Source organism: Streptomyces sp. NPDC002886 (assembly GCF_042888445.1).
Lineage (GTDB): Bacteria > Actinomycetota > Actinomycetes > Streptomycetales > Streptomycetaceae > Streptomyces.
Genome location: NZ_JBIAPV010000018.1, coordinates 31,886 through 54,432, shown reverse-complemented (window position 1 = coordinate 54,432; position 22,547 = coordinate 31,886). Strand labels below are relative to the sequence as shown.

21 protein-coding genes and 1 pseudogene are annotated in these 22,547 nt (G+C 67.9%); 15 read left to right on the top strand and 7 right to left on the bottom strand.

Features of this window, described 5'->3' with window-relative positions; all coding sequences use genetic code 11:
- Positions 1 to 260: 260 nt before the first annotated feature.
- Positions 261 to 722 (top strand): hypothetical protein, encoded by a 462-nt coding sequence (locus ACFYYB_RS40870; RefSeq protein WP_389443585.1) that lies wholly within the window; start codon positions 261 to 263, stop codon positions 720 to 722.
- Between the two features lie 909 nt (positions 723 to 1,631).
- On the opposite strand, the gene ACFYYB_RS40865 is transcribed toward ACFYYB_RS40870, so the two are convergent.
- The 3 genes from ACFYYB_RS40865 to ACFYYB_RS40855 form a co-directional block, all read right to left on the bottom strand.
- Positions 1,632 to 2,279, bottom strand: coding sequence for a DUF1524 domain-containing protein (locus ACFYYB_RS40865; RefSeq protein WP_389443583.1), 648 nt, complete (start codon positions 2,277 to 2,279; stop codon positions 1,632 to 1,634).
- Positions 2,280 to 2,444: 165 nt separating this feature from the next.
- On the bottom strand, positions 2,445 to 3,203 hold the full coding sequence (locus ACFYYB_RS40860) for a hypothetical protein (RefSeq protein ID WP_389443581.1): 759 nt from the start codon (positions 3,201 to 3,203) through the stop codon (positions 2,445 to 2,447).
- Between the two features lie 924 nt (positions 3,204 to 4,127).
- Positions 4,128 to 5,030 (bottom strand): Ku protein, encoded by a 903-nt coding sequence (locus tag ACFYYB_RS40855; protein WP_389443579.1) that lies wholly within the window; start codon positions 5,028 to 5,030, stop codon positions 4,128 to 4,130.
- A 641-nt stretch (positions 5,031 to 5,671) separates the two neighbouring features.
- On the opposite strand from ACFYYB_RS40855, the gene ACFYYB_RS40850 reads away from it, so the two are divergent.
- From ACFYYB_RS40850 to ACFYYB_RS40805, 10 genes are all read left to right on the top strand, one after another.
- Positions 5,672 to 5,833: a hypothetical protein gene (locus tag ACFYYB_RS40850; RefSeq protein WP_389443577.1), complete on the top strand. Its 162-nt coding sequence runs from the start codon at positions 5,672 to 5,674 to the stop codon at positions 5,831 to 5,833.
- 50 nt (positions 5,834 to 5,883) lie between these two features.
- Positions 5,884 to 6,132, top strand: coding sequence for a hypothetical protein (locus ACFYYB_RS40845; protein ID WP_389443575.1), 249 nt, complete (start codon positions 5,884 to 5,886; stop codon positions 6,130 to 6,132).
- A 146-nt stretch (positions 6,133 to 6,278) separates the two neighbouring features.
- A complete protein-coding gene (locus ACFYYB_RS40840; protein ID WP_389443573.1) occupies positions 6,279 to 6,524 on the top strand; it encodes a hypothetical protein in 246 nt (81 codons plus the stop codon).
- A 36-nt stretch (positions 6,525 to 6,560) separates the two neighbouring features.
- On the top strand, positions 6,561 to 7,766 hold the full coding sequence (locus tag ACFYYB_RS40835) for a tyrosine-type recombinase/integrase (protein ID WP_389443571.1): 1,206 nt from the start codon (positions 6,561 to 6,563) through the stop codon (positions 7,764 to 7,766).
- Complete coding sequence (locus ACFYYB_RS40830) at positions 7,759 to 10,179, top strand: tyrosine-type recombinase/integrase (RefSeq protein WP_389443569.1); 2,421 nt, start codon at positions 7,759 to 7,761, stop codon at positions 10,177 to 10,179. The genes ACFYYB_RS40835 and ACFYYB_RS40830 overlap by 8 nt, the downstream gene beginning before the upstream one ends.
- A gap of 4 nt (positions 10,180 to 10,183) precedes the next feature.
- The gene (locus ACFYYB_RS40825) at positions 10,184 to 10,648 is read left to right on the top strand and encodes a hypothetical protein (RefSeq protein ID WP_389443567.1); all 465 of its coding nucleotides are present in this window, start codon (positions 10,184 to 10,186) and stop codon (positions 10,646 to 10,648) included.
- A 43-nt stretch (positions 10,649 to 10,691) separates the two neighbouring features.
- Entirely contained in the window at positions 10,692 to 11,126 is a 435-nt protein-coding gene (locus ACFYYB_RS40820; protein WP_389443565.1) for a hypothetical protein, read from the top strand.
- Positions 11,099 to 14,140, top strand: coding sequence for a tyrosine-type recombinase/integrase (locus ACFYYB_RS40815; RefSeq protein ID WP_389443563.1), 3,042 nt, complete (start codon positions 11,099 to 11,101; stop codon positions 14,138 to 14,140). Before ACFYYB_RS40820 ends, ACFYYB_RS40815 begins: the two co-directional genes overlap by 28 nt.
- A gap of 137 nt (positions 14,141 to 14,277) precedes the next feature.
- Positions 14,278 to 15,429 carry a hypothetical protein gene (locus tag ACFYYB_RS40810; protein WP_389443561.1) on the top strand — a complete coding sequence of 384 codons (1,152 nt, stop codon included), beginning with the start codon at positions 14,278 to 14,280 and terminating at the stop codon, positions 15,427 to 15,429.
- A gap of 230 nt (positions 15,430 to 15,659) precedes the next feature.
- Complete coding sequence (locus tag ACFYYB_RS40805) at positions 15,660 to 16,295, top strand: hypothetical protein (protein ID WP_389443559.1); 636 nt, start codon at positions 15,660 to 15,662, stop codon at positions 16,293 to 16,295.
- A 372-nt stretch (positions 16,296 to 16,667) separates the two neighbouring features.
- Here ACFYYB_RS40805 and ACFYYB_RS40800 read toward each other — a convergent pair whose 3' ends face one another.
- Positions 16,668 to 17,873: a hypothetical protein gene (locus ACFYYB_RS40800; RefSeq protein WP_389443557.1), complete on the bottom strand. Its 1,206-nt coding sequence runs from the start codon at positions 17,871 to 17,873 to the stop codon at positions 16,668 to 16,670.
- 299 nt (positions 17,874 to 18,172) lie between these two features.
- Between ACFYYB_RS40800 and ACFYYB_RS40795 the strand changes: the two genes are divergently transcribed.
- The 4 genes from ACFYYB_RS40795 (at position 18,173) to ACFYYB_RS40780 (ending at position 20,517) form a co-directional block, all read left to right on the top strand.
- Positions 18,173 to 18,589 (top strand): DUF3052 domain-containing protein, encoded by a 417-nt coding sequence (locus tag ACFYYB_RS40795; protein WP_389443555.1) that lies wholly within the window; start codon positions 18,173 to 18,175, stop codon positions 18,587 to 18,589.
- A 68-nt stretch (positions 18,590 to 18,657) separates the two neighbouring features.
- Positions 18,658 to 19,053 carry a lipocalin/fatty-acid binding family protein gene (locus ACFYYB_RS40790; RefSeq protein ID WP_389443553.1) on the top strand — a complete coding sequence of 132 codons (396 nt, stop codon included), beginning with the start codon at positions 18,658 to 18,660 and terminating at the stop codon, positions 19,051 to 19,053.
- 176 nt (positions 19,054 to 19,229) lie between these two features.
- Entirely contained in the window at positions 19,230 to 19,730 is a 501-nt protein-coding gene (locus ACFYYB_RS40785; protein ID WP_389443551.1) for a peptidylprolyl isomerase, read from the top strand.
- 328 nt (positions 19,731 to 20,058) lie between these two features.
- Positions 20,059 to 20,517 carry a hypothetical protein gene (locus ACFYYB_RS40780; RefSeq protein WP_389443549.1) on the top strand — a complete coding sequence of 153 codons (459 nt, stop codon included), beginning with the start codon at positions 20,059 to 20,061 and terminating at the stop codon, positions 20,515 to 20,517.
- Between the two features lie 157 nt (positions 20,518 to 20,674).
- Here the strand turns inward: ACFYYB_RS40780 and ACFYYB_RS40775 are convergent, their stop codons facing one another.
- The 3 genes and pseudogenes from ACFYYB_RS40775 to ACFYYB_RS40765 all read right to left on the bottom strand — a co-directional run bounded on the left by ACFYYB_RS40775 (position 20,675) and on the right by ACFYYB_RS40765 (position 22,200).
- A complete protein-coding gene (locus ACFYYB_RS40775; protein WP_389443547.1) occupies positions 20,675 to 21,073 on the bottom strand; it encodes a hypothetical protein in 399 nt (132 codons plus the stop codon).
- Positions 21,070 to 21,922: pseudogene (locus ACFYYB_RS40770) on the bottom strand (IS5 family transposase). Before ACFYYB_RS40770 ends, ACFYYB_RS40775 begins: the two are co-directional and overlap by 4 nt.
- A 68-nt stretch (positions 21,923 to 21,990) precedes the next feature.
- Entirely contained in the window at positions 21,991 to 22,200 is a 210-nt protein-coding gene (locus ACFYYB_RS40765) for a hypothetical protein (protein ID WP_389443545.1), read from the bottom strand.
- Between the last annotated feature and the right edge of the window lie 347 nt (positions 22,201 to 22,547).

The following is a 22,547-nucleotide window of genomic DNA, read 5'->3' as shown; positions in this document are numbered from 1 at the left end:
CGCCCCACCGCAGCGATCCGGGCCACCTCCGCGAGCAGCACCGTGTCCTGACCCGGTACCAGGGGCGTGTGAGAGGCGAGCGGGGAGCGGCGGCCGGGGGCCGTGCCGCGCACCTGCCTCCAGTCCGCCGAGGGCCGGACCAGCGGGAGCAGGGCCACCTCCGAGGCTGAATACAGCGGCACGTTGACCACGCCGCCAGCCGCGCGGCCGAAGTCCACAGCGGCCGTGGCGCTCGGCGTCACCCAGCCGAGGCGGACCACGTGGTCGAAGTCCGTTCGGCGAACCCCGAGGCGCACTGCGGCCTGATCCGGGCCGAGGGGGACGTGCCGGTCCAGAAGGGCCTGCAGGTCCCGGCGGCGCGCGAGGGCAGCCACCTGGTCCGGATGGACTTCGGGGAACTCGAAGTCGCCGCCGAGGCGGACGAGGAGACCGGCCCGGACAAGGTGGCCGACCGCTGCGGCGGTCACCCTCGGCCGGCACGCCGGGAGGGGCACGCCAAGGGCCTGCGTCAGCCGGTCTGCCGCCACCCCGGCCCCGACCGGGCCCCGCAGCGCGGCCCTTACCTGCTCCGGGTCGGCCCCCTCCACCACCGCCCGCGACCACAGCCCCGAGCCGGCGTCTGCCAGCGGGACCAGGCCCGATCCGGCCGCCCACCGCCAAGCCGCCAGGGGCACCCGCAGCCGTCCTGCGGCCTGGCTCCCGTCGTACTGCTCCCGCACTGACCGCGCCATGAATCGCACTCCGATCACATACCGGCGGCCCGCCGATCGGGCCGTGCCGGAAAGATCCAGAAAGATCCTGTTTGTTGTTAATAGCCATGATTTCAAAGCTGGTTGGGGGTGCACCGCACAAGTCGCCTACGCGTACGCGAGGCCGCGGTTCACCCGCCCGGGTGAACCGCGGGGCAAGCGCGGCCCACCCCCGCAGTACCGCCCCAGCGGGCCGCCACCCCATCCCCGCCCCCTGCGGAGGAGGGGGCGGAAGGCAGCAAAACCGTGGCTGGAGTGACGCGTGTGGCGAAGGGGCCGGCGTCCGCGAGCGGACTGCGGGTACCGGCCCCTCGTGCATCCCGGGCCGCCACGCGGGGCTAGCCGCGCGGGCGGCGGAGCCGCGACCTTCCCCGGCTCCAGGCGAGCCGGGCGGCCTCGGCCACGCCGTTCGCCACGTCGGCCCACTCCGGCGCCCAATGCGCCACCGCGACCCTCACCGCGCCCAGGGCCACAGGCACGCACAGCGTCGCCGCGCCACGGACCAGGCGGCGCGCGACAGCCCCACGCCGAGGCCGCACCGGCACCGGCTCCCCACCCTCAGCGGACCGCTCCCGGGCCGGTTCACCCTCGGCCGGAACTCCATCCGTTTCAGACATGCCCATGACAGGTCACTCCTTGCAGAAGACTGCGGATCACGCCCCCCGGATGGCGACGTGACGGCATGATCAAGGAGGAAGAAGCAAGCCTGTCAAGCTACGGCGAAACCGCAGGTCGGAGGGGGGTTGCGGGTCTTGGGGGGCAATGATGTATGGCGGCGCGAAACCCCTGCCCGAGCCCTCGGAAAGAGCGGGCGCAGGACTGCGCGGGCCACCGCTGTCGCAGCCCGCGCAGATGTCCGGAGCGAAGGGCATCAGCCCGGAATCAGGCGGCCCGGTCGAAGGCCAGCGTCGCGTTCGGGCAGCCGGCCGCGTACCGCAGTAGCGCTTCACGCTCGGCCTGGTCCACCGACAGCGCCCACCGGTGCTTGGTCGCCACCCACTCCCCGATGTACCGGCAGTGCACCGCCGGGGCCGGCATCCACGTGGCCGGATCCTGGTCGGACTTCTGCCGGTTCGAGCGCGCGGTGACCCCGACGAGGGTCACGTCGCTGGTGATGTCATTCGCGTACCGGCGGCGCCGCTCCGTCGTCCAGCCATAGCCGCCGGAATCGTGGAGCTCCGCGAGCGGGATCATGTGGTCAATATCGATCCCGGCCGGTCCGGAAACGACAACGTCGTCGTAGTACGAGTGCCACACGCCCCCGGTGATGATGCAGCCGGCTCCCACGGTCGGGGCCTCGATCGCCTCGGCGATCAGCACGTCGTTCCTGGCCGAGCAGCCGTTCTTGTCATCGTCCTTCCAGTGCGGGTACAGCTCACGCCGGTAGCCGTCGCGAACCTCGGCTGCGACCGGCAGCAAGGTGATGTCGTCCGTCAGGGTGTACTCGTCGGCATGCGCAGGGGCGGCCGGGGCGAGGACCCCGAAGGCCAGGGCAGCGGCGGCGAAGCTGCGGGAAAGGTTCTTGATCACGCCCCGGTGATAGCGCCGGGGCCCGCGCCGACAAGGCCTTTACGGACGGACTCTCACCCCACTGGGGGAAGTGATTCACCGGAGGAACGAGGCGCCCCTGACGTCATCTCGCGCGGGTGACCCGTTGGCCACCTTGCACGATGTCCTGCCGGCTCCTGTGCCCCGTCAATCCGTGCGGCTGCTGATCAGCTTGGACCACGTGCTCTTGTCCAAGCCCATGGCCTGTGCCGCCGCACTCTGGGTGCTGTGGCCTCGGTCGACTCGACGCGCGGCATCACACCTCTGGAGCCGGAGATCGGGCAGAACGCTGCGCTGCAGGCCCTCCATCGCGAGCTTCAGCCCGGCCACGGCCAGGGCCGCTTCTTCATAGGTCCGGCCGCCGTCGCGTGGTTCACCGTCAGTCCACGCCTCGGCTGAGTCGCTTACGAAGCGCCCGAGGTCGAGGGCGAGCCTGAGGCGCGGAGGCAGCACCTCCTGATCGAGCGAACTCATCTGGTTGTCCCGTCGGCAGCTGTAGACCAGCTCCCAAGCATCTTGATCAGTGCTGAGCAGCCATCTGCCTGAGGGGAACCTTTTGACGAGCCGACCCCCTGCTGTGGCCCACAACTCCAAGTAGGGGAAGTAGAAGAACCTCCGGGCATGTGAAGGATCGAACCACCAGGCTTTGCGCCATCCGCCGGGCGGCAGCCGCTCGTACTCCATGATCACAACAGGTGTCTCTGGGGCCGGCTCTCGTTCTGATCCTTGGTCGTCGGGAATCCTCGCGCCCTGCTGGATCTGCTGGAGCAGCCCCTGCTCGCTCAGCGCCCACTCGTGGTCTGAGGCCACGATGGTCAGCCCCGTCTCGCGGGCGAGGATGTCGTATCTACCGGACCGACTCTCAGGCCGGTCCCGGAAGTCCTCTTCCGTTAACTCAAGTCGCACCAGTCGACCTCTCGTCCTCAGCTCCGGTATGGACGGTCCACCCAGGTGGGGTTGGGGGTACACGCAACTCTGCGCGCTTGGAGTGCCCCAACGTTAAGCAGAACCTGTCGTTGGACAGGGGCCGTTCGGAAAACTGCCTTCGCCGCTGACCCGCTGCGCACCCTTAGGGCCGGCACGCGAACGCCCACGGCCCTCCACGCCAGGGGACAACGGCGCACGTCACGGGCTCACGGAGCACACCAGGCCCGCGAAGGGCCCTGAGTGGCCCTGTGACGGCCCGAGGGTGCGACTACGCCCGGGAGTACGCGAAGTCCTGGAAGTTTTAACGCCCGACAGATTAGACTCACCTAAGCCATAAGGCTTATGGCCGCGCACTTAACTACCTCTCTAACCTATGACTAAGCCATCAAATAGATAAGTTACAGAGGTGCTTTACCGTAGCCGCGCGTAAAAGCGGAAAGCCCGCCACCGTTGAACGATGACGGGCTCTCACACTCCGCCCGGACCTGATTGGAGCAGGTCCGGGCGGGCTACTTCCCGGCCAGGGCGACCACGAGCGTCACGCAGACGCCAAGGAGCGGGATGACCACTCCGGTCCACACCCACCTGCGGTTCGACCCTGTTTCGCCGGGTTCCTCATCAGCACACACAAGCTTCCCCTACCTCGTCGGACGGGGGCGCGTCCTTCGCGCACCCCGTGACAGGAGAACCGGAATTGGCTGGTCCGCCTGTCACGAGGAGCGCGCACGGAGCGTTGTCGTGTGTGACTGCGAGCCAAGATTAACCGGGCCAGCGGCTCCTGAAGCCTTTTCAGGGAAATTGCCGGACCTTTTTTGGCGAATTGCGGAAGGCCGCGGAACCTGCGTAACGTTTCGCCTCTACGTCTCCCACGCGGGGCCCCGCAGACCACTTCGCGCCCGCCTCTCACGCGCTGCGCGGGTTGCGGACCGCCGTCTTCTTCGCGCGTTGCTTCTTGGCCGGGGCCTTGGCCGCGGCCGGCTTCTTCGTGGTCTTCTTCGCGGGGAGGTAGTGGACGGTGGCGTCGGGGCCGCCGGTGCGCGCGGCCTTCGCCTCGCTGACGGAGCGCTCCAGCATGGCCATGAGGTCGACGACCTGCGCGGCGGCGGGCCCGGGTGTCTCGGCGGGTTCGGGGCGGGTGCCGGCGGCCTTGGCCTGGATCAGTTTCTCCAGCGGGTCGCGGTACTCGTCGCGCAGCTCGCTCACGTCCGTCCCCGAGAGGGTCTCCGCGAGCTTGACGGCCGCGTCGACCTCTTGCTCAGTGACTGTGGCGTCCGGGACGTCGACCTGCGAGGCGTACCGGATCTCGTCCGGCCACCGGAGACTGTGCAAAACAATCACGCGGTCCATGACCCGGAGCAGGCCGAGGCGCTCGCGGTCCCGCATCGCGAACGTGGCCACCGCAACCTTGCTGCTGCGCTCCAGGGCGCGCCGCAGGAGCTCGTAGGGTTTCGCGGCGACGCCTTCGGCGGCCAGGTAGTAGGAGGCGCCGATCTGGATCGGGTCGATCGAGGCGGCCGGCACGAACACGACGATCTCGGTCGCCTTCGCGGTCGGCAGCGGCAGCGCATCGAGGTCGGCGTCGGTGACCGGGGCGATGGTGCCGACCGCTGTTTCGTAGCCTCGGGTGATGTCGCTGGCGTCTAGTTCCTGGCCGTCCAGCTCGCAGACTTTCCGGTTCCGGATCCGCCCGCCGTCGGCAAGGTGGAACTGGTGGAAGGAGATCGCGTGGCTCTCGGTCGCCGGGTACACCTTGATCGGAATGGTGACCAGGCCGAAGCTGATCGCGCCGGACCAGATGGGACGCATCAAGGAACCTCCGCTCACCCGCCCCCATCCACTCCAGCCTCGCACCACGCCCACCGGCCCGCCGCCCCTGCCACCGTCCAGGTAGCCCGGGCGCCAGTCGATACCGGCGACCGGACAATGGGACAGCCGCGCAGACGCCCGCCCCGCGCCCGCAAGCAGCCCGACAAGGTCTGCGGCTCGGCCATCCGGGGGGTGCGGCAAAGCCGGTGAAGCGCGGGCGGGCGGGGATGCGGGAGCGTGATCACATGCGCCGCTGGTCCCTGCCCTTGCTCCTCGCCGTGTTACTCGCGGCTCCCGGGTGCGTCACCGTCCACCCCGCCCATGCCCCAGTCCCGCAGGCCGTCCCGGCCGCTCCGGCGAGCGGGGCGGCCGACCACAAACGGCCCGGCTTCGCCCGGCCTGAGCAGCGCGCCGCCGACCCTGCGGCACTGCCCCTCTCGCCCCTGCCCAGCACCCAACCCGCCGAGCCCCGCACCGACCCAGCACAGCGTGCGCCCGGCCGCGCCCACGGGGCTCCCGCAGCCGCTGAGCAGCGCGGCCCTGGTGCTCCTCGCCGGGCCCGCCTGCAGCCCGCACGGCCGCACAGGGCCAGCCCGCCCAAGACCGGCGCCCACCCCACCGTGAGGAGCAAGCCCAAGACCATGGGCACCGCGAAGGCCGACGCCCGTACACCCGCACCGCGCCGCTCCGGGCACCCTGCCCCCGGTGTGCGTGCCGGGGACATGGCCGCACTGTGCCGCTCCGCACACGGCGTGAACAGCCCCAGCATCACCGCCTTGTGCCAGGACGCGTACGGCCGCTGAACCGTGGCGGACGCTCGCACAGGTATTCGAACATATGTTTTAGTTGGAAGGTGAACCTGTCGTACCGCTTTCCCGCCGATCTCCTCGCCCTCCAGCAGGAACGGGACCGGACCTATACCGCCCTCGCGCACGCCCCCGCCGGGACCGGCACGGCCGCGCTGCGGCGCGCCCTGGTCCTCCTGGACCTCCGCCTCGCCACCCACCCTTACTGGGCCTCGCCCGCCCAGTGGCGGACCGGCGCCGCCGAGCTGCGCCGCACCGCCCGCACCCACACCCCCACGGCACGGAGCGCGGCATGAGCGAGCAGACCCCCACCACCCTCCCGCGCCCGGTGGTGGTCACCTGGGCTCCCAGCCAGGCCGGACCCTGCACGAAATGGCCTGTTAACTGCACCAGTGACTCCGATTCCGGAGCGAGTTGATCCATGTCTTGAAGGAGGCGCCTCTTGTTAGACCTGCGCCACCAGCTGATTGAAGGCCGGGCCGATGTGCCCCGTGTCGGTTCGGTCATCGAGCTGGACACCATCCCCTGGTACGCCATCGTGGACGCTGACGGCACCGTCGTTGCGCACGTCGTTCCGTACCTTCGCAGCCTGATCCTGGACGACAACCGTCCGGCGACGGCGAAGAGCTACGCCCACGACCTGCTCCGCTGGCACCGACCTGTTAACTGCACCATGTCTCGATCGTGAACCAGGCGGATCGCCTGGTCTTTCCAGGAGCGTGGTGTGGTGGAGGTCGTAAGACGTGCCCTGATGGAAGGGAAGTCCTCGGTTCCCGAACTGGGTGCCGTAGCCGCGGGGACGGCGAGAGACCTTCCGTTCGTCCTGGTGGACGCTGACGGCTGCGAGATCGGGCCGGTCAGTGCCTACCTGAGGGATCTGATGCTGGGGGACGTCAGCCCGCTGACCTGCCGAAGCTATGGGTTCGGGCTGTTGCGGTGGCACCGGCTGCTCTGGTTTCTGCAGATCCCCTGGGACAAGGCCACGGAGGCTGAGGTCGCGGCGCTGGTTGGCTGGCTGCGCGAAGCACGCAACCCGCAGCGGCTCCGCAAGCAGAACGGTGCATCTCCACCTCCAGGGTCGGTCAATCTGAAGACCGGCAAGCCGTCACTCCGGGAGGGGTATGCGCCGAGCACGATCAACCACAACCTCAGCGTGGTCAGCGGGTTCTATGCATTTCACGCGCGGTTCGGTGTTGGTCCGGTGGTCAATCCGGTGCCGGCCTCGCGCGGGCGTCGTGAGGCTCTCGCACACCGATCTCCGTTGGAGCCGACGCCGGTGTTCCGGCGGGGCCGGCTGCGGCAGAAGGTGCCGGTGCAGGCTCCGCGGTCCATCCCCGATCACTTGTGGGATGAGTTGTTCGCCGGGATGGGCTGTGACCGTGACCGAGCGCTCCTGGAGTTCTACGTCTCCTCGGGGGCCAGGGCGAGCGAGCTGCTGGGGGTCGGTCTGGACGACGTCGACTGGTCGGGCCAGCTGATATATGTGATCAGTAAGGGCACCCGGATCCGGCAGCCCGTGCCCGCCTCCCCGAACGCCTTCCGCTACCTGGGCAGCTACCTGGCCACCGACGGGCTGCCGGACTCGGGGCAACCGGTGTGGCGCACCCGCCGCGGGGATCCGCGGCCGTTGACGTATTGGGCGACGCGCCGCATTCTCCAGCGGGCCAACGACAAGCTCGGCACGAACTGGACCTTGCACGACGCTCGCCACACGGCAGCGGTCAGGATGGCCGGAGACGAACGGCTCACCCTCGCCGAGGTGCAGACGATCTTGCGGCACGCACACCTCGACACCACCGGTCGCTACCTGACGGCCCGTGTGGAGGACCTGCACGACAAGCTCCAGAAGCACTACACCAAGCCCCGCCCCCAGCGCACCTTCGCCGCCGGGTACGACCCGGAGGACATCAAGGCGGTGTTCGGTGGCTGAACCCAGCACTCTGACCCAGCCGAGCAAGAAGGGGGTCAGCCGCTTCGTCAGCGCGGCCGCCGCCCCTGCCCCAGCCCCTGTGGTCCCGTCGCGCCCTCAAGGCGATCTGACGAGGGCCTCTATCGAGGAGATCGCGCAGGCCGTACGCACGACCTGGCCGACGAAGTCGGCCGACAACCGCTGGAACCGAAGCCGCGGAGCTCGGGACCTCTTGCACCACCTGAGCCAGTTTCCGGGCGGGACCTGGCAGGAGCGGTGGGAGGCCAGCGGGTTCAACCAGCGTGGGAACCCTGTTTCCGTCCTGCGGTCGGAGCCCAGGGAGAGGAGCCAGATCGGCACCGGCGCTGCCTGCTTGATGTGTCTGCGGATCATCCAGCCCTCGTTGGAGGCATTCCGGTCGAACATCTTCCTTTACTACGGGCAGCGCTTCCTCACCGCCCAGAACGACCCGCTGCTGGAGAGGTTCTGGGCGGAGGTGCAGGCCACTCCGGTGAACCCGGTTCACCATGGGCCCGCGCTGTTCGACGTCACGGTCGCCCTCACCACGCAGGGCATCGCGCTGGCCGACCTGACCCCTGCGGCTTTCCTGCACTATGCGTGGGAGTGCCGCCGCCAGGGCCTGGTCCTGGGGGCACGCGGAGCCGGCAGCCGGTTCCCCGGACACCTTGCCTGGCAGGTGCTCCACACGATGGACCACTTTCCCTCCCACGGGCCGGCGACGCTGAAGGCCGCCTTGCTCAACGGGCGGTCGACGGTCGAAGAACTGGTCGACCGCTACAAGATCCGCAATACCGAGGTCCGGCACCTGCTCGTCGCCTACCTGGAACGACGCAAACCCGAGCTGGACTACTCGACGTTGGACAACCTGTCGCGTCACCTGGCCAGCAACTTCTGGGCGACCGTCGAACAGCTCGCCCCGCGCCAGATTGACCTGCGCATCGACGGCGAGCTCTATCAACAGTGGCGTGAGCGGGTCGCGGTCCGCGTGGACGGCAAAGGGAGGCGCGACGTTGACCCCATCCTTCGGGCCGTCCGCGCCCTCTATGCCGATCTGCAGGCGTGGGCGGCGGCGGAACCCGAACAGTGGGCGATCTGGGTGGCACCCTGTCCCGTCTCCGACGCCGAGGTTCGCGGCTACGGGATCCGCAAACGACGCGTCAAGGAACGCATGGACGACCGCACCAGGCAACGGCAACCGCTGCTGAACACCCTCGTGGAACACCTGGAGAACCGGTACGGCCACCTCCGTGACCTCCTCACTCAGGTCGCGGACACACCCGGCGGACAGACCGTCACGCTGGAAGGCCGCACCTACCAGCGTCTGTGGAGCCGGGTCGACGAGCGCCGCATCCGGCTCGGAGGGCTTGCGAACGTCCGCGTCCTCGACCTGGAGAGCGGCAAGAACATCAACGTCACCCATGCCGAGGACGCCGCCTTCTGGGAGTGGGCGATCGTTGAGGTGCTTCGGCACTCGGGCGTGCGCATAGAGGAGGCCCTGGAACTCACCCACCTCAGCATCCGGCAGTACCAACGGCCCAACGGAGAGGTCATCGCCTTGCTCGTGGTCGCTCCCTCGAAGAGCGACCGGGAACGCGTCATCCCCATGTCCGCCGAGCTGTTCGCTGTCGTCGCGGCCATCGTCCGCCGCCACGCCGACGGAGGCCGGACCATCCCGCTGCTGCCCCGCTACGACCCGAAGGAACGGCAGAGCAGCGCGCCCATGCCGTTCTTGTTCCAACGCAAGATCGGCACCAAGCACGAGGTCATGTCCGACACCACCGTGGTGAACATGCTGAAGCGCCACTGCGTCGAGCTCGCTGAACAGCACCCCGGATTCCTTGCCACCAGCTTCACCCCGCACGACTTTCGCCGGCTCCTGGCCACGGAACTGGTCAACAGCGGGCTCCCGATCCACATCGGAGCAGCCTTGCTCGGACACTTGAATCTACAGACGACTCGCGGTTACGTCGCCGTGTTCAACGAGGACGTCGTCCGGCACTACCAGGGATTTCTCGACCGGCGCCGCCAAGCCCGGCCAACAGACGAGTACCGGCCGGTCACCGAACCCGAATGGCTCGGCTTCGAGGAGCACTTCGACCAGCGCAAAGTCGAGTTGGGAGGGTGCGCGCGCCCCTACTCGACACCGTGCCAGCATGAGCACGCCTGTCTGAGATGCCCCATGATCAACATTAACCCGAAGATGTTGCCCCGCCTCGACGAGATCGAAGTCGACCTTCTGGCCCGCCGAGCCCGAGCCGAAGCAGAGGGGTGGCTCGGTGAGATCGAAGGAATCGACCTCACTCTGTCCTTCCTGCGCCAGAAGCGGGACCAGACCCGTCGACTCGCCAGGGTCGCGCCGGTCGACCTCGGCATACCCGGCATCGCGCTGCGATCGGCGGCCAGGCAAGAATGAGGGGATGTATTGCCTGCAGGCGGTCATCGCCACCGAATCCGTGCTCCGCAAGTTGGCCGGCTCCATCACGGAGGCGTGCATCGTTCCTCTCGGCCAGCACCTCTGGCTCTTGCCGATGACCGACGCGCTGTTCGATGCGGTCACGGCCGCCGGAGCACCCAAACTCGACGGTTCCTGGCAGGCTCCAGCGGGCGTTGATCGCTTGCTGACCGCATGCTCGGAGGCAGGGCCAGTGGCCTACGTCGAGGCCGAATACTTCGGCGGGGAAGGGTCCCAGAGCGCGCAGGTCTGGGATGCAGGGAAGGTAGTTCTTGGCCCATTGCACCTGGCTGAAGGGGAGCCGTCGCCGACGACCGGCACTCCGATCTCTCAGGCGCTGCGGCGACTCGGCGCCGCCAAGGGCAATCACGTCGACGAGTTCTCCGCAGTCGAACTCGGCCGGCACCGCGACACAGGCGACTGGCTCTAGCCCACGAACCGGTCAGGATCCGACGAGCAGTCCGCTTGACTTGGTGCAGAGAAGGCTGCTGTGGTTCCTGGACATCGACTGGGCCCGTGCGACCGAAGCAGACGCCTCCGCGCTGGTCGGATGGCTCCGCACCGCGCCGAACCCACAGCGCCGCCGGCGGAACCCCAACTCGCCGCAGCCGGGCTCGGTCAACCCGCGCACCGGCAAGCCCTACCTCAAGGCCGGCTACGCGCCTTCCACGATCAACCACTGCCTGACCGTGATCAGCGGCTTCTATGCCTACCACCGGCACTACAACCGCGGCCCCCTGATCAACCCGGTACCGGAGTCGAGAGCACAGCGCCGGGACCTGGCCCACCGGGCTCCGCGGACAGCGAAGTCCCGCAGTTCCGGCGGGCCCGACTGCGCCAGCGGGTCCCCAAGACCGATCCGCGCTCGATTCCGGACGGGATGTGGGACGAGTTCTTCGCCGCCCTGACCTGCGACCGGGACCGTGCGGCCGTTCTGCTCTACGTTTCCAGCGGATCGCGGGCCGGCGAGCTCCTCGGCGTCACTCCGGGAGACATCGACTGGTCCAAGCAGCTCATCTGGGTGATCACCAAGGGCCGGGACGACCGCGAGGCGGTCCCGGTCAGTCCCCAGGCCATGACCGTCCTGGCTGCCTATCTCGACCACATCGGGCTGCCGACAGCCGATCAGCCGATTCTTCGCACGCGGCGGGGTCCGGACCGGCCACTGACCTACTGGGCGATGCGGCGGGTGATCCAGCGGGTGAACGACAAGCTCGGCACGAACTGGACTCTGCACGATCTACGGCATACCGCCGCGATGCGGATGGCGAACGATCCGCACCTCACGCTCGCCCAGGTCCGGGTAATCCTGCGGCACAACGACCTGGCGACCACCGGCCGCTACCTCAACGCCAGGGTCGAGGACCTCTTCGACGCCCTCCAGACCCACTATACGCAACCGCGCGTCGAGCGGACGATCGCACCGGGCTACGACCCCGACGATTTAAGGCGGTATTCGGTGGCTAGTCGCGCAACGATCGAGATCTACACCTCGCGCCATCGCCGCCATACCTACAGCGAACCGCAAGAGGGAACCCAATTCCAGCGGGCTCTGCTACAGGCGCAACCCGCCGCCCGGCCCGAACTGCCGCCGGCGCCGTTCGGGGACCTCTCCTCGATCGGGATCGAGGAGTTTTGCGCCTTGGTCACCGAACTCCTGCGAGACAGGAACCCGTCGGTCTCCGAGAAGCGAAGGTCCGGCATCCGCGCTCTCTTCGGCTATCTGGAGACCCTGCCCGGAGCCACCTGGCAGGACCGATGGGATGCCAGCGTCTTCAAAGGCGAGGATGCCCAGCCGGTGAACGTACTGGCCCCGCCCGGCTCAACTGGTCGGCGGAACAATCTGGTAGCTGCCGTGAAGCTGGCCTTCTGCATGCGGATCATCCAGCCCTGTCTCTCCGGGTTCCGCGCGAACAGGTTCCCCGGCTACGCCGAACAGTTCCGTCTCGCTCAGGAAGACTCCCGGCTGGACGCCTTCTTCGAAGCAGCCAGCAATCACCCCCGGCTCAGCACGGTTCATCAGGACCGGGCCAAGTTCGATGTCACCTGCGCACTGACAACTCAGGGCATCGCCCTGGAGCACCTGACCCCGGCGGCGCTGCTGCACTACTCCGTGGAGAACAAACGGCTCGGGCTCACCCACGGAGCATGCAACCGGGATAGAACCCGGTATGCGGCCCGCGGCGCCTGGGAGGTGCTGCACGGCATGGGCCACTTCCCGAACGGCACCGCCCCCACCCTGCGAAAGACCCTCTCGCAGGGCCAGCACTCGATCGAGGGGCTCGTGGACCGCTACGGGATCAAGAACGCCGAGGTCCGCCAGCTCCTGATCGACTACCTGCTGCGGCGCAAGTCCGACACCGACTACACCACCCTGGACGGGCTGTCCCGCCAGCTCGCCAGCATCTTCTGGGCCACCATCGAACGCATCAACCCGCACCAGGCCGACCTTGCCCTGAGCCCGGAGGTCTACGACCAGTGGCGGGCGGAGATCCAGTACTGGCAGAACGACAAATCGAAGGTCCGCATAGACGTCGCGACCGTGCTGCTGACGGTCCGAGGCCTCTACATGGACCTCCACACCTGGGCTGTTGCCGAACCCGAGCGCTGGGCCCGATGGGTGGCTCCCTGCCCAATCCTGCCCCGTGAACTCAAGGGCTTCGGGAAACGCCGCCGCGAGATCTACCGGCGGATGGCCGACCGCACCCGAGTCCGCCAGCCTCTGCTGCCCGTCCTCGTCGAGCACGTCGAGTCCCGGCACGAGCAGCTAAGCAGTCTCCTTGAGGCCGCCCGAGCCGTCCCGCTGGGCACTGCGTTCGTCCACCGCGGCCGGCACTACACCCGCAGCGACTCACCGGAAGACCGCCGGCGGATCAAAACCGAGGCGGGGCCGACGATCCGCATCGTCGACCAGGACACCGGCAAGACAATCCGCCTGGACCAGGTCGAAGATCTCGCCTTCTGGGAATGGGCCGCAGTCGAAATCCTCCGGCACAGCGGGATCCGAATCGAGGAGCTGACCGAGCTCACGCACCTCAGCGTCCGCCAGTACCAGCGGCCCAACGGCGAGGTCATCGCCCTGTTGGTGATCGCTCCCTCCAAGGGCGAGCGAGAACGCGTCATCCCGATGTCTCCCGATCTCTTCCACGCCATCGCTCAGGTTGTCCGCCGCCAGACCCGCAACCAGCGGGCAATCCCGCTCGTCAGCCGCTACGACCCGCAAGAACGACTCTGGTCGGACCCCATGCCCTTCTTGTTCCAGCGTCAGCTCGGAACAGCTCACGCCGTTCTCGCAACAGCCACAGTCAACGGAATGCTGAAGCGGAGCTGCAACGAGATCGCACAGACGAATCCGGCATTCGCCGACACGAAGTTCACACCGCACGACTTCCGCAGGCTTTTCGCCACCGAAATCGTCAACGGCGGCCTGCCTATCCACATCGGAGCAGCCCTGCTGGGACACCTGAACCTGCAGACCACCCAGGGCTACGTGGCGGTCTTCGCCGAGGACATCGTCCAGCACTACCAGCAGTTCCTGAACCACCGCCGAGCCGTACGGCCCGAGGGCGAGTACCTCGACGTCACGCCGGAGGAGTGGGCGGAGTTCGAGGAGCACTTCGACAAGCGCAAGGTCGAACTCGGCAACTGCGCTCGCCCCTACGGATCACCCTGCCAGCATGAACACGCCTGCATCCGATGCCCCATGCTGCGGGTCAACCCGAAGATGCTGCCGCGGCTCACGGAGATCGAGAAGGATCTGATCCTCCGCCGCAAACGCGCCGAGGACGAGCAGTGGCTTGGCGAGATCGAAGGCATCGACATGACCTTGACCTTCGTCCGCACCAAGCAGGCCGACGCCGCCCGAACCGCCCAACGGGCACCCATCGCCCTCGGCATCCCGACCACCCGCCGGCCCGAGTGAGAGCCTGAAGCTCGTCGATCCGAAGGCGCAATCTCTACTCGCGGCTGCGGATCGACGTGGCTGACCGCAACCGCCCATGACCACCAAGACCGTCCCTCGGACGCAGGGGCTCGAACGCAGCCAGCTAGCATCCGGGCATGAGACGAGACCAACCACCGAGGCCGGTCGCCGTCGGCGACGTCGTCGCGGTGTACTCCGAGGCGCTCGGTGCCTGGACCGCCTCGCAGGTCACCGGTATCGACGTCGCCCAGAAGTGCGCTGCGGTTCTCGAACTGGACTGGTCCGGGCCCAAGCCTGAGACCGTGGCCGACCTAGGCGACGTGCAGCCGCTCCGGCTCACTCACCACAGCTGGGGCGGAAAGCTCTCCCACTGCAACCGATCGTGGGTCCTCCCGAGAAGCTTCACGGTGATCGGCTCCCTGCCCTCGCTGGTGACCGCACCCTCATACTCCTATGCCTCGGTATGGGGGCGGGGCGAACAGCTGACCCTGCAGCGACACTGGGACAGCGGCGACCGTGAGGACTGGGATGCCCCGTACGCGCTGACGTGCACAGCCGAAGAACTCTCCGCCGAACACACCTGCGGCGTCGTGCGGGCGGGCGTCAAACACCTCACCGTTCGCGGGATCACCCGGCTCGACTGCGCCCGCCTCGTCTCCGCCTTCCCGGATCTGACCCGCTTGTCGCTGTCGGGGAACCTGGGCACGCTCACCTCGGCGGCGGCCCTGAACCAGCTACCTCGGCTGCAAGCGCTCACAATCAGTGAGCTGTTCGGGATGGACGCATCCGACTGTCTGCTGCCGCGCCACGTCCCGGAAGTAGAGGAGGTGTCGCTGTACGGCATTCCGGCCGACTACGCGGCCGCGATGCGCAAGACCTGGCGTCCCCACGTACGGCACGGAGTAGAGCTCGACGTCCGCGGTGCCCGCAAGCCTGAATGGGTCGATGCCAACGCCGCCAACCCGCTCCGCGACTGGGACGGCCGCGAGCACATACCCCGCACCGCGTACCGCAAGGCCGTTGCCCAGTACAAGGCCACCCGGGACGCCTTCCTCGCCGAGGTCACCGGCGGCGAAGGCCACGGCAACATCGTGGAGATCGGGCGCACCTTCGGAGCCGCCTTCAACGCGCTGGACAGCCGCACGCCCTTCATCGAGACCGTGGAACGCGAGGAGCTGTTCGACGCTCTGGACTTCTTGGCGGACGAAGCGCAGACAGCTGCCGGGCGCAACCTGACCGCCGCTCGCGCAGCGCTGATCGAAGGCGCGAACTCCAGCCGCGACTGGTGACCCCTGCCCACCCGTTGGTGCACGCCAGCTACGACTGATGCCGTTCAGATCGGCTCGCCTTGACTAGTGCAGAGAAGCCACGCCCCCACATGCCGTTACGGAGAGGGCGGGAACCCGCTTTCTCTCGGGGTGGATCAGCTGTGTTGTGACGTGGTGTGAGGTGGGTTCGTTGACCTCCTGGGACTCGTTCTCGGGGGTTGTGGCTCTGCGGCGGGTTGTTGCACGACTCGATGCAGGAGTTGCTGATGCGGGCGTTCCCCGTGGTGATGCCGTCCGGGCAGAAGTACTGGACGGTCATTGATGACGATCTGGAGATCGTCCCCGTAGCTGATCACTGGCTGCGGAACCTTCGGTTCGGACGTGACCGAGCCGAACTGACGACGAAGGCGTACGCCGGAAGCCTCGCGCTGTACCTGCGGTGGTGCCGGGCAACGAGCCGACCGTGGCCGAGCGCGGGCCGGGACCTGGGCCTGTTCATGGTCTGGCTGAAGTACACGCCGGCTCCCCGGGACGGGGTTGCCGTGGTGGTGCGATCCGGACCGGGGGCGGACCCAGTTCGGTGCGAGCGGCGGATCAACCGGGTACTGGTCGCCGTGCGGGGTCTGCTGTCGTACGCGGTGTCCGCGGGTGAGGCGCCGCGCGGGGTCCTGGGGCAGATCTATGAGCTCGCCGACAGCCGCGATCTGCCGGCAGAGGCGACGGGCGAGGACGGGGGCCTGTTCTACCGGCTTCGTCCCGTGCACCGGCTGAGGGAGCCGGTCGCCGATGTGGCCCGCCGACGCCGAGCTCGGATGCGGACTGGCGTGGTGCAGACGGTGAAGGCAAGTTCGGGATCATCCAGGACGAGGCGCCCGAGGACGCCGTGATGTTCGTCTTCTCCGACACCGTGCCGGACGCCGAACCCGCCGAGGGCGACCGGGTGGAGTACCTGCCGGTGGAGGAGCGCGGTGCGATCCACGCGAAGAAGGTCGCAAAGAATCAACCGCCGCCAGTGCGGATAGCCCCGCGGCGGTTCCCCGTCATCGCCACAGCGGTACCAAGTCCCTTACGCCGGTGACGTCCGGCGTCGGGGCTATCCGTCCCCGACGCCGAGACCGACCAGGCCCCCGACACCATCGAGCCGGAGGGCCTGAACCACCACCTCACCGTGCAGGAGTCCCTCTACCGGCTCGCCCGTGTGATCTGCCACGGCAGCCGCGGCCAGGTCCGCCAGGCATACCGGGCCCCGGAGCCTGGGGTCAGAGGTTGATGAAGAATCCGAGTGGTCCGAGGAGGCCGGTGCGTACCAGGGCGAGGCCGTCGGTGGGCTGGGGGGTGGGGGTCCAGGGGGCAAGCTTCCATTTCTGGCCCGCTCCGCCCTTGTTCCTGCCAACCAGGTAGCCGTTCTCGTCGGTCCAGTAGGTCCGCTCGGAGGGCACGGTCCTGCTGTCGGCGCCGTAGATGTAGGTACCGTCGTAGGCCCATGCGTAGGTGCTGCCCTTGTCGCGGCTGGCGCCGGAGCCGTCCATGGCGGTGCGGGCGCTGGAGGCGCCGCCGGCCTTCGTGATGCCTTCCTTGGCCGCTGCCTTGATGTAGCTGGTTGCCGCGGCGGAAATCTTCTTGTCTTCACTGGTGCGGTAGTTGGTGTTCGTCAACATGACGCCGCTCTCCCCCTCGAAGGCGACGAAGCCGCACAGGTCGTTCCAGCGCACGACGTCGTCCAGCGTGCGCCCGGATTCCTGCAGAGCCTGCTTCCTGCTCTGCATCAGCGGGTCCACGAGCTTCTCGGCGCGGGCCATGACTCGGGCGGCCCGGGGCTCGGCTGCGAACTCTTCCAGCAGCTTGGCGTCCCGCTGGGACGTTGCGCAAGGTTCGTCGCCCATGAGCATCCTCTGGATCTCCAGGTAGCGGGCGAGCTTGCGCGGCAGGGGCGGGTCCTCATCCTCCGCCCAAGCCTGCTTCTCCGCGTCCAGCCGTGCCTGCGTGTACAGCCCGCCGCGCGATTCCAGGGTCTCCAGCTCCCGGGCGCGCTTCTTGACCCGATGGGCCCAGTACTCCGGAGGGGTCAGCGCATCCAGCTTGTCCCGGGTCGTCTTCGGCATGTTGTCCAGCCGGTCCTCGTACAGGACCCGAGCCCGGCGCGCGTCGTCTGCCTCGGCGAGGGCATCGGTGTGCAGCCACACGCAGTAGTTGCCGATGTTCTGGTACTCGCCGACCGCGTGACTGACGATCTGGTTGAACGGGAGCCGCTCCGCGCCGTCGTTGGCCGTCTCGTGCCACCAGGCGGTGGCAGGGCTGTTGTCAGCCTCGCCCAGATGGAGGGTGGGCTTGTCGGTAACGCTCTGGAGGTACTTGGTGCCGAGCCGGTGGTCGCTGACGTCCACCGACTTGCCCAGGCGTGCGCGCACAGCCCGGCCCGTCTCCGTGTTGATGATCGTGAAGTTGCCGTTCAGGAACTTGGTCATGCCACCAGTATTGCGTCTCTGAGTAACCGATAAACTACACAAAGTTATCGGGTTCGATCTTTGGCCGAGAGTGCGCGGTGGCCTGCTCCAGCAAGGCCACCAGCGTCATCGCCAACGCGTGGTCCCTCTGACGCAGGCCCGAGAGACGCTCCGGCCGCTGATGGGCCCGCTGACCGCCTGGGTTTTGAGGCGGTCAGCGGGGTGGGTGCGACGGGGGTGATTCACAATCATCGCTCTGGGTATCCGAGTGACTACCAACGGGCACGGTTGGCGTGTCTGGGCGCACTGGAGGAGTTGCGATGACGACGACGGAAGAACAGGCGGGTCCGGCGGCCCGGATGGGGATCCAGCCCGGTCAGGTGGTCCAGGAGCTCGGCTCCGCCGAGGACGTGGACCAGGACCTGCGGGCCGGCATCGAGGAGGTCACCGGCAGCGAGTTGGTGGGCGAAGACCATGCCGATCTGGCCGACGTGGTCGTGCTGTGGTTCCGCGAGGACGACGGCGACCTCATCGACGCCCTGAGCGGCGCTGTCCAGGGTCTGGAGGACAGCGGCGCGATCTGGCTGTGCACCCCGAAGTCCGGACGGGACGGCTACGTCGACCCGGGCGACATCAGTGAAGCTGCGACGAGTGCCGGACTCGCGCGGGCCACCTCCCTCAGCGTCGCCCCGCACTGGTCCGGCACCCGGATGGTTTCCCCCAAGACGCGACGGTAGGCCCAGGCCCGGCGGGGAGCCGGGGCGCATCCTGGCGACCAGAATTTTCCACGGAGCGGAGGACGAGCGTGAACGACACTTCGGGCAGGTTCGAGATGACCAGCGCGGACAACTATGAGGCGTATCTCAAGGCGGTGGGGGTCGGGCACATCATGCGGAACATGGCCTTGAAGGCCACGCCCACGGTGGAGATTTTTCCCGAGGGTGACGGCCGCTGGCGCAAGAACACTCTCACCAGTGTCAGGAAGGGTGTAGTCACCTTCAGGCTGGGCGAGAGGTTCACCGAGGACGTGGAGGGGTTCTCCTGCCCCAGCACGATCAGTCAGGACGGCGACCAGCTGATTCAGGAACTCCACCTGGGCAACTCCACCGCCACCGTCACCCGGACGTTCACCGACACCGGCATGGACGAGTTGTGTGAAGCGGACGGCGTCACTGCCAGGCGGACCTTCAAACGCCTCTGACCCCGCCCCGCAACCCGGGGCGCGAGCCGCAACCCTGACGGACAAGCTGCGATCTGGCCGTACACGCGGAAGCCCGGCCGGAACGGCTACTCCGAGGCGAGCGACATCGGCGAGGGCGGCAAGAGCGCCGCACCCGCAGTAGGGTCCAGCCGACCTTCAACCTGAGCGGAGAGACCATGAGCGACAAGACCTCGCACGTCGAGCTGCACACTCGCTGCGGCGTGATCCAGATCGAACTCGACGCCGAGAAGGCCCCCATCACCGTGAAGAACTTCCTTGAGTATGTCGAGTCCGGGCACTACGACAGCACGATCTTCCACCGCGCCATCCCCGGCTTCATGATCCAGGGCGGCGGCTTCACGGAGGACATGGACCAGAAGTCCACCCAGGGAACGATCAAGAACGAGGCGAGCAACGGCCTGCTCAACACGCGCGGGACGGTGGCGATGGCCCGCACCGAAAACCCGGACTCGGCCTCCGCCCAGTTCTTCATCAACCTGAGCGACAACGACTTCCTCAACCCGGGCGAGACTGCCGGCTACACCGTCTTCGGGAGGGTCACCGGGGGCTTGGAGGTCATCGACAAGATCGCGAGCGTCAAGACCGGCACCAAGGGCCACCACCAGGACGTCCCCATCGAAGCGGTCAAGATCGAGGCCGCCGTGCGTACTGACTGACGCAACCTCACCATCAGAAAGGCCCCAGCCCCGCCGGTGAGAGAGCGGCGCCTTCGTTCCGTGAACGGCGCCAACGATCGCCTATCGCTCGATCAGGCGATGGCCACACCTGTTGCGCACGCTATCGTCCTCCGAGTGGCCGCTGAGCTGCACCTTCTCGTGCCGGACTGCGCCGCACCACCACTTGTCCCCCAGAGAACCCGCTCTGCAAGGCCTGCTAGCACGAGCGCGACGAGCGTCTCGCCCGTACCCGCCCATGACCGGGCACGCCCGAGGCCGGCCGCCCGCCCGGCTCCCGCCTGTCCGCGTCCTGCTGCCGGATGGCGAGGTGGCTGGCCGGCTCGTACGCCGGTGGCAGACCGATGCCGGCCGGTGGGTCTACACGGTCGCCCTGCGCGCCTCGTCGAGCCGGACCGCCAGTACCGGGCAGGACATCAGCGCGGACATGGTCGAACTCGACGTCCCCGCCGACCGCGTGCGTCCTGTACCCGGGACGTCGTACGAAGGTGTCCCCAAGCTGCACCGCCTGCCACCCACGACCCCTCTCGCCGTGCCCATACCGCCGGAGCACACCCCGGCCGCCGCCGCGGACTCCGGGCGGTGGCTTGGGGAACGGGTACAGGCGGGGGCCGATCTCAAGATCCGGCTCCATCAGCCTGCCTGTGAGGCGATCGCTGGCAATACCGGCGGCACCCTCACCACGGACGAGGCCCGCTGGATGATCGCCAACGAGCCCATCGCCAGCGCCTGCGACGCCTGTACCGCCCGCAGAACCCTGGTCGGCTAGGCCCGCCGCGCCGCGCCCATATCGCCCTGCGATGCGCCGAACGACGGACCGTCATAGATTTCCCTGGCCAGCGCCCAGTTAGCTGCGCTGGCCTCGCCGGTGTCGGGAGTGTCCGCGGTGAAGTCGTACTTGCCCTTCGAGAACTTCTCAGAGGGCGTTAAGTCCGTTTCTGGTAGCGGCCTCGTCCGGGTTGGGTGAGGAAGCCTTGGCGGGTGAGTCGTCCGAGGCGGCTGCGGGTGATGTTCACTGATGCTTCGTCGGTGGGCATGTCGAGGAGTTCGTGCAGCTCGCGGGCCCGGAACGCCTGGTCGGGGTGCTGGTTGAAGGCGTCGACGATGGCCTGGTAGGCGGTACTCGACTCGGGCAGATCGGGTTTGATGCCGGTAGGTGCGAGTTCGGTGATGATCTTGCGGGTGGTGGCGAAGTCCGCAAGACGCGCCTCGGTTTCGGTGAGGGTGGCAGTGAGGTGCGCGATCTGATGGCGAAGTTCGTCCGCCCGGGCCGTGGCCTCGTTCTCCCGGATGTGAAGGTCCACCAGGAGTTCGGTGATGTTCACGCGGCCAGTCCGACGGTGTCGCGCCAGGCCGGCGTGGGCGTGGTGAGGCGGCGGGCCATGTTCGCGGTGGAGGCCCAGTAGACGCGGGAGGCGGAAGTGTCGGGCCGGTGGTCGTACTCACGGGTCAGGCGCCGGTGGAGCATCAGCGTGCCGTTCGTCTGCTCGACCACCCACCGCTTGGGCTGCGGGACGAACCCTTTCCCCTGGTCGGCGGGGTTGCGGCGGACGACCTCGACGTCGATGTCAAGCAGTGCGCCGTGAACGATGACCGCTTCCTTGCCTTGGTCGACCAGGGCCTTCTCCAGGCGCATTCCGCATCGCTCGGCGGCCTGGTCGAGCAGGGCGATGCCGGCGGTGTTGTCGTGCGCCGAGGCAGCCATGACGACAACGCCGATGATCAGCCCCAGCACGTCGACGGCCAGTCCCCGCTTGCGTCCCGAGACCTTCTTGTTCGCGTCCAGCCCCCGTCGTGGTCCTGGGGACACCCGCCGCGGCGCGGACGGACTGGGTGTCGATGATCACGAGGGACGGGTCCTCTAATCGGCGGGCTCTCTCCCTGACCTGGCAGCGCAGGATCTCCTGAATCCGCTGGTCAAGCCCGTCCTCGCGCCACAACCTGAAGTAGTAGAACACCGCCGACCAGGCCGGTAAGTCATGGGGCAGCATGCGCCACTGACAGCCCGTCCGGTTCTGATAGAAGATCGCGTTCACCACCTCCCTCAGGTCACAGGACCCGGGATCCCCGGTCGCCGACCGAGCCACCCGGCCCTGCTTCCAGGCCGTGATCATCGGCTCGATCAACGCCCACTGCCCATCCGACAAATCGCTGAGATACGGCTCTCTCATCACGCCCCGCATCTCAACATGGACATGCCCATCGAGGAGCCCGGACCGCGATCAGTACCACGATCGAGCGATCACGAACGAAGAGAAGTCGGACTTAACGACCACTCAGAGGGGACGAAGAGCCGAACCTGGAGATCCGCGGGAACCTTGACGGAGGCGATCTTGTCCAGGCCCGTCTCCTCCAGCGAGGTGTCGCGGTCGAGTTTCAGTTCGTAGCTCTTGCCGCTGTAGTTGACCCCGCTGTAGAGGGTGACGGCGGGCCGACGCTCGTTCATGGTCACTCCTTGATCATCGGACTTTCCTTCTGCGCATGTGCTCGGCAACGCTGCCCCCTACGCCCACGCCAGAACGCATGCACTCATCGAGTGAAGGGCCCCGACCCAGCAGCTGAGCGGCCAGTGAGCCGCGGCAGCCGCAGACGTCCGTCTCCTTCTGCCGGGCGCCTGCGACGACCGCCCCGGGGGAAAGTGGCGGCCCTTGCGGTTGCTATCGGGCCACCGCTTCTTCAGGACAACTCTCCAGGCGGCCGTCACCAGTCGGCGACGGGGGCGTTCAGGAAGGGGGCGCCCGCTGCCGCCCGCCCGCTCGCTATGGCCTGAGGCAGAGGCGCGCTCCCTACTCAATTCCC

Bases quoted from the DNA above. Each gene is read 5' to 3' on its own strand.
- ACFYYB_RS40855 (WP_389443579.1), bottom strand. From the start codon at position 5,030: ATGCGTCCCATCTGGTCCGGCGCGATCAGCTTCGGCCTGGTCACCATT.
- ACFYYB_RS40850 (WP_389443577.1), top strand. From the start codon at position 5,672: ATGGGCACCGCGAAGGCCGACGCCCGTACACCCGCACCGCGCCGCTCC.
- ACFYYB_RS40825 (WP_389443567.1), top strand. From the start codon at position 10,184: ATGTATTGCCTGCAGGCGGTCATCGCCACCGAATCCGTGCTCCGCAAG.
- ACFYYB_RS40815 (WP_389443563.1), top strand. From the start codon at position 11,099: ATGTGGGACGAGTTCTTCGCCGCCCTGACCTGCGACCGGGACCGTGCG.
- ACFYYB_RS40810 (WP_389443561.1), top strand. From the start codon at position 14,278: ATGAGACGAGACCAACCACCGAGGCCGGTCGCCGTCGGCGACGTCGTC.
- ACFYYB_RS40805 (WP_389443559.1), top strand. From the start codon at position 15,660: ATGCAGGAGTTGCTGATGCGGGCGTTCCCCGTGGTGATGCCGTCCGGG.
- ACFYYB_RS40800 (WP_389443557.1), bottom strand. From the start codon at position 17,873: ATGACCAAGTTCCTGAACGGCAACTTCACGATCATCAACACGGAGACG.
- ACFYYB_RS40795 (WP_389443555.1), top strand. From the start codon at position 18,173: ATGACGACGACGGAAGAACAGGCGGGTCCGGCGGCCCGGATGGGGATC.
- ACFYYB_RS40785 (WP_389443551.1), top strand. From the start codon at position 19,230: ATGAGCGACAAGACCTCGCACGTCGAGCTGCACACTCGCTGCGGCGTG.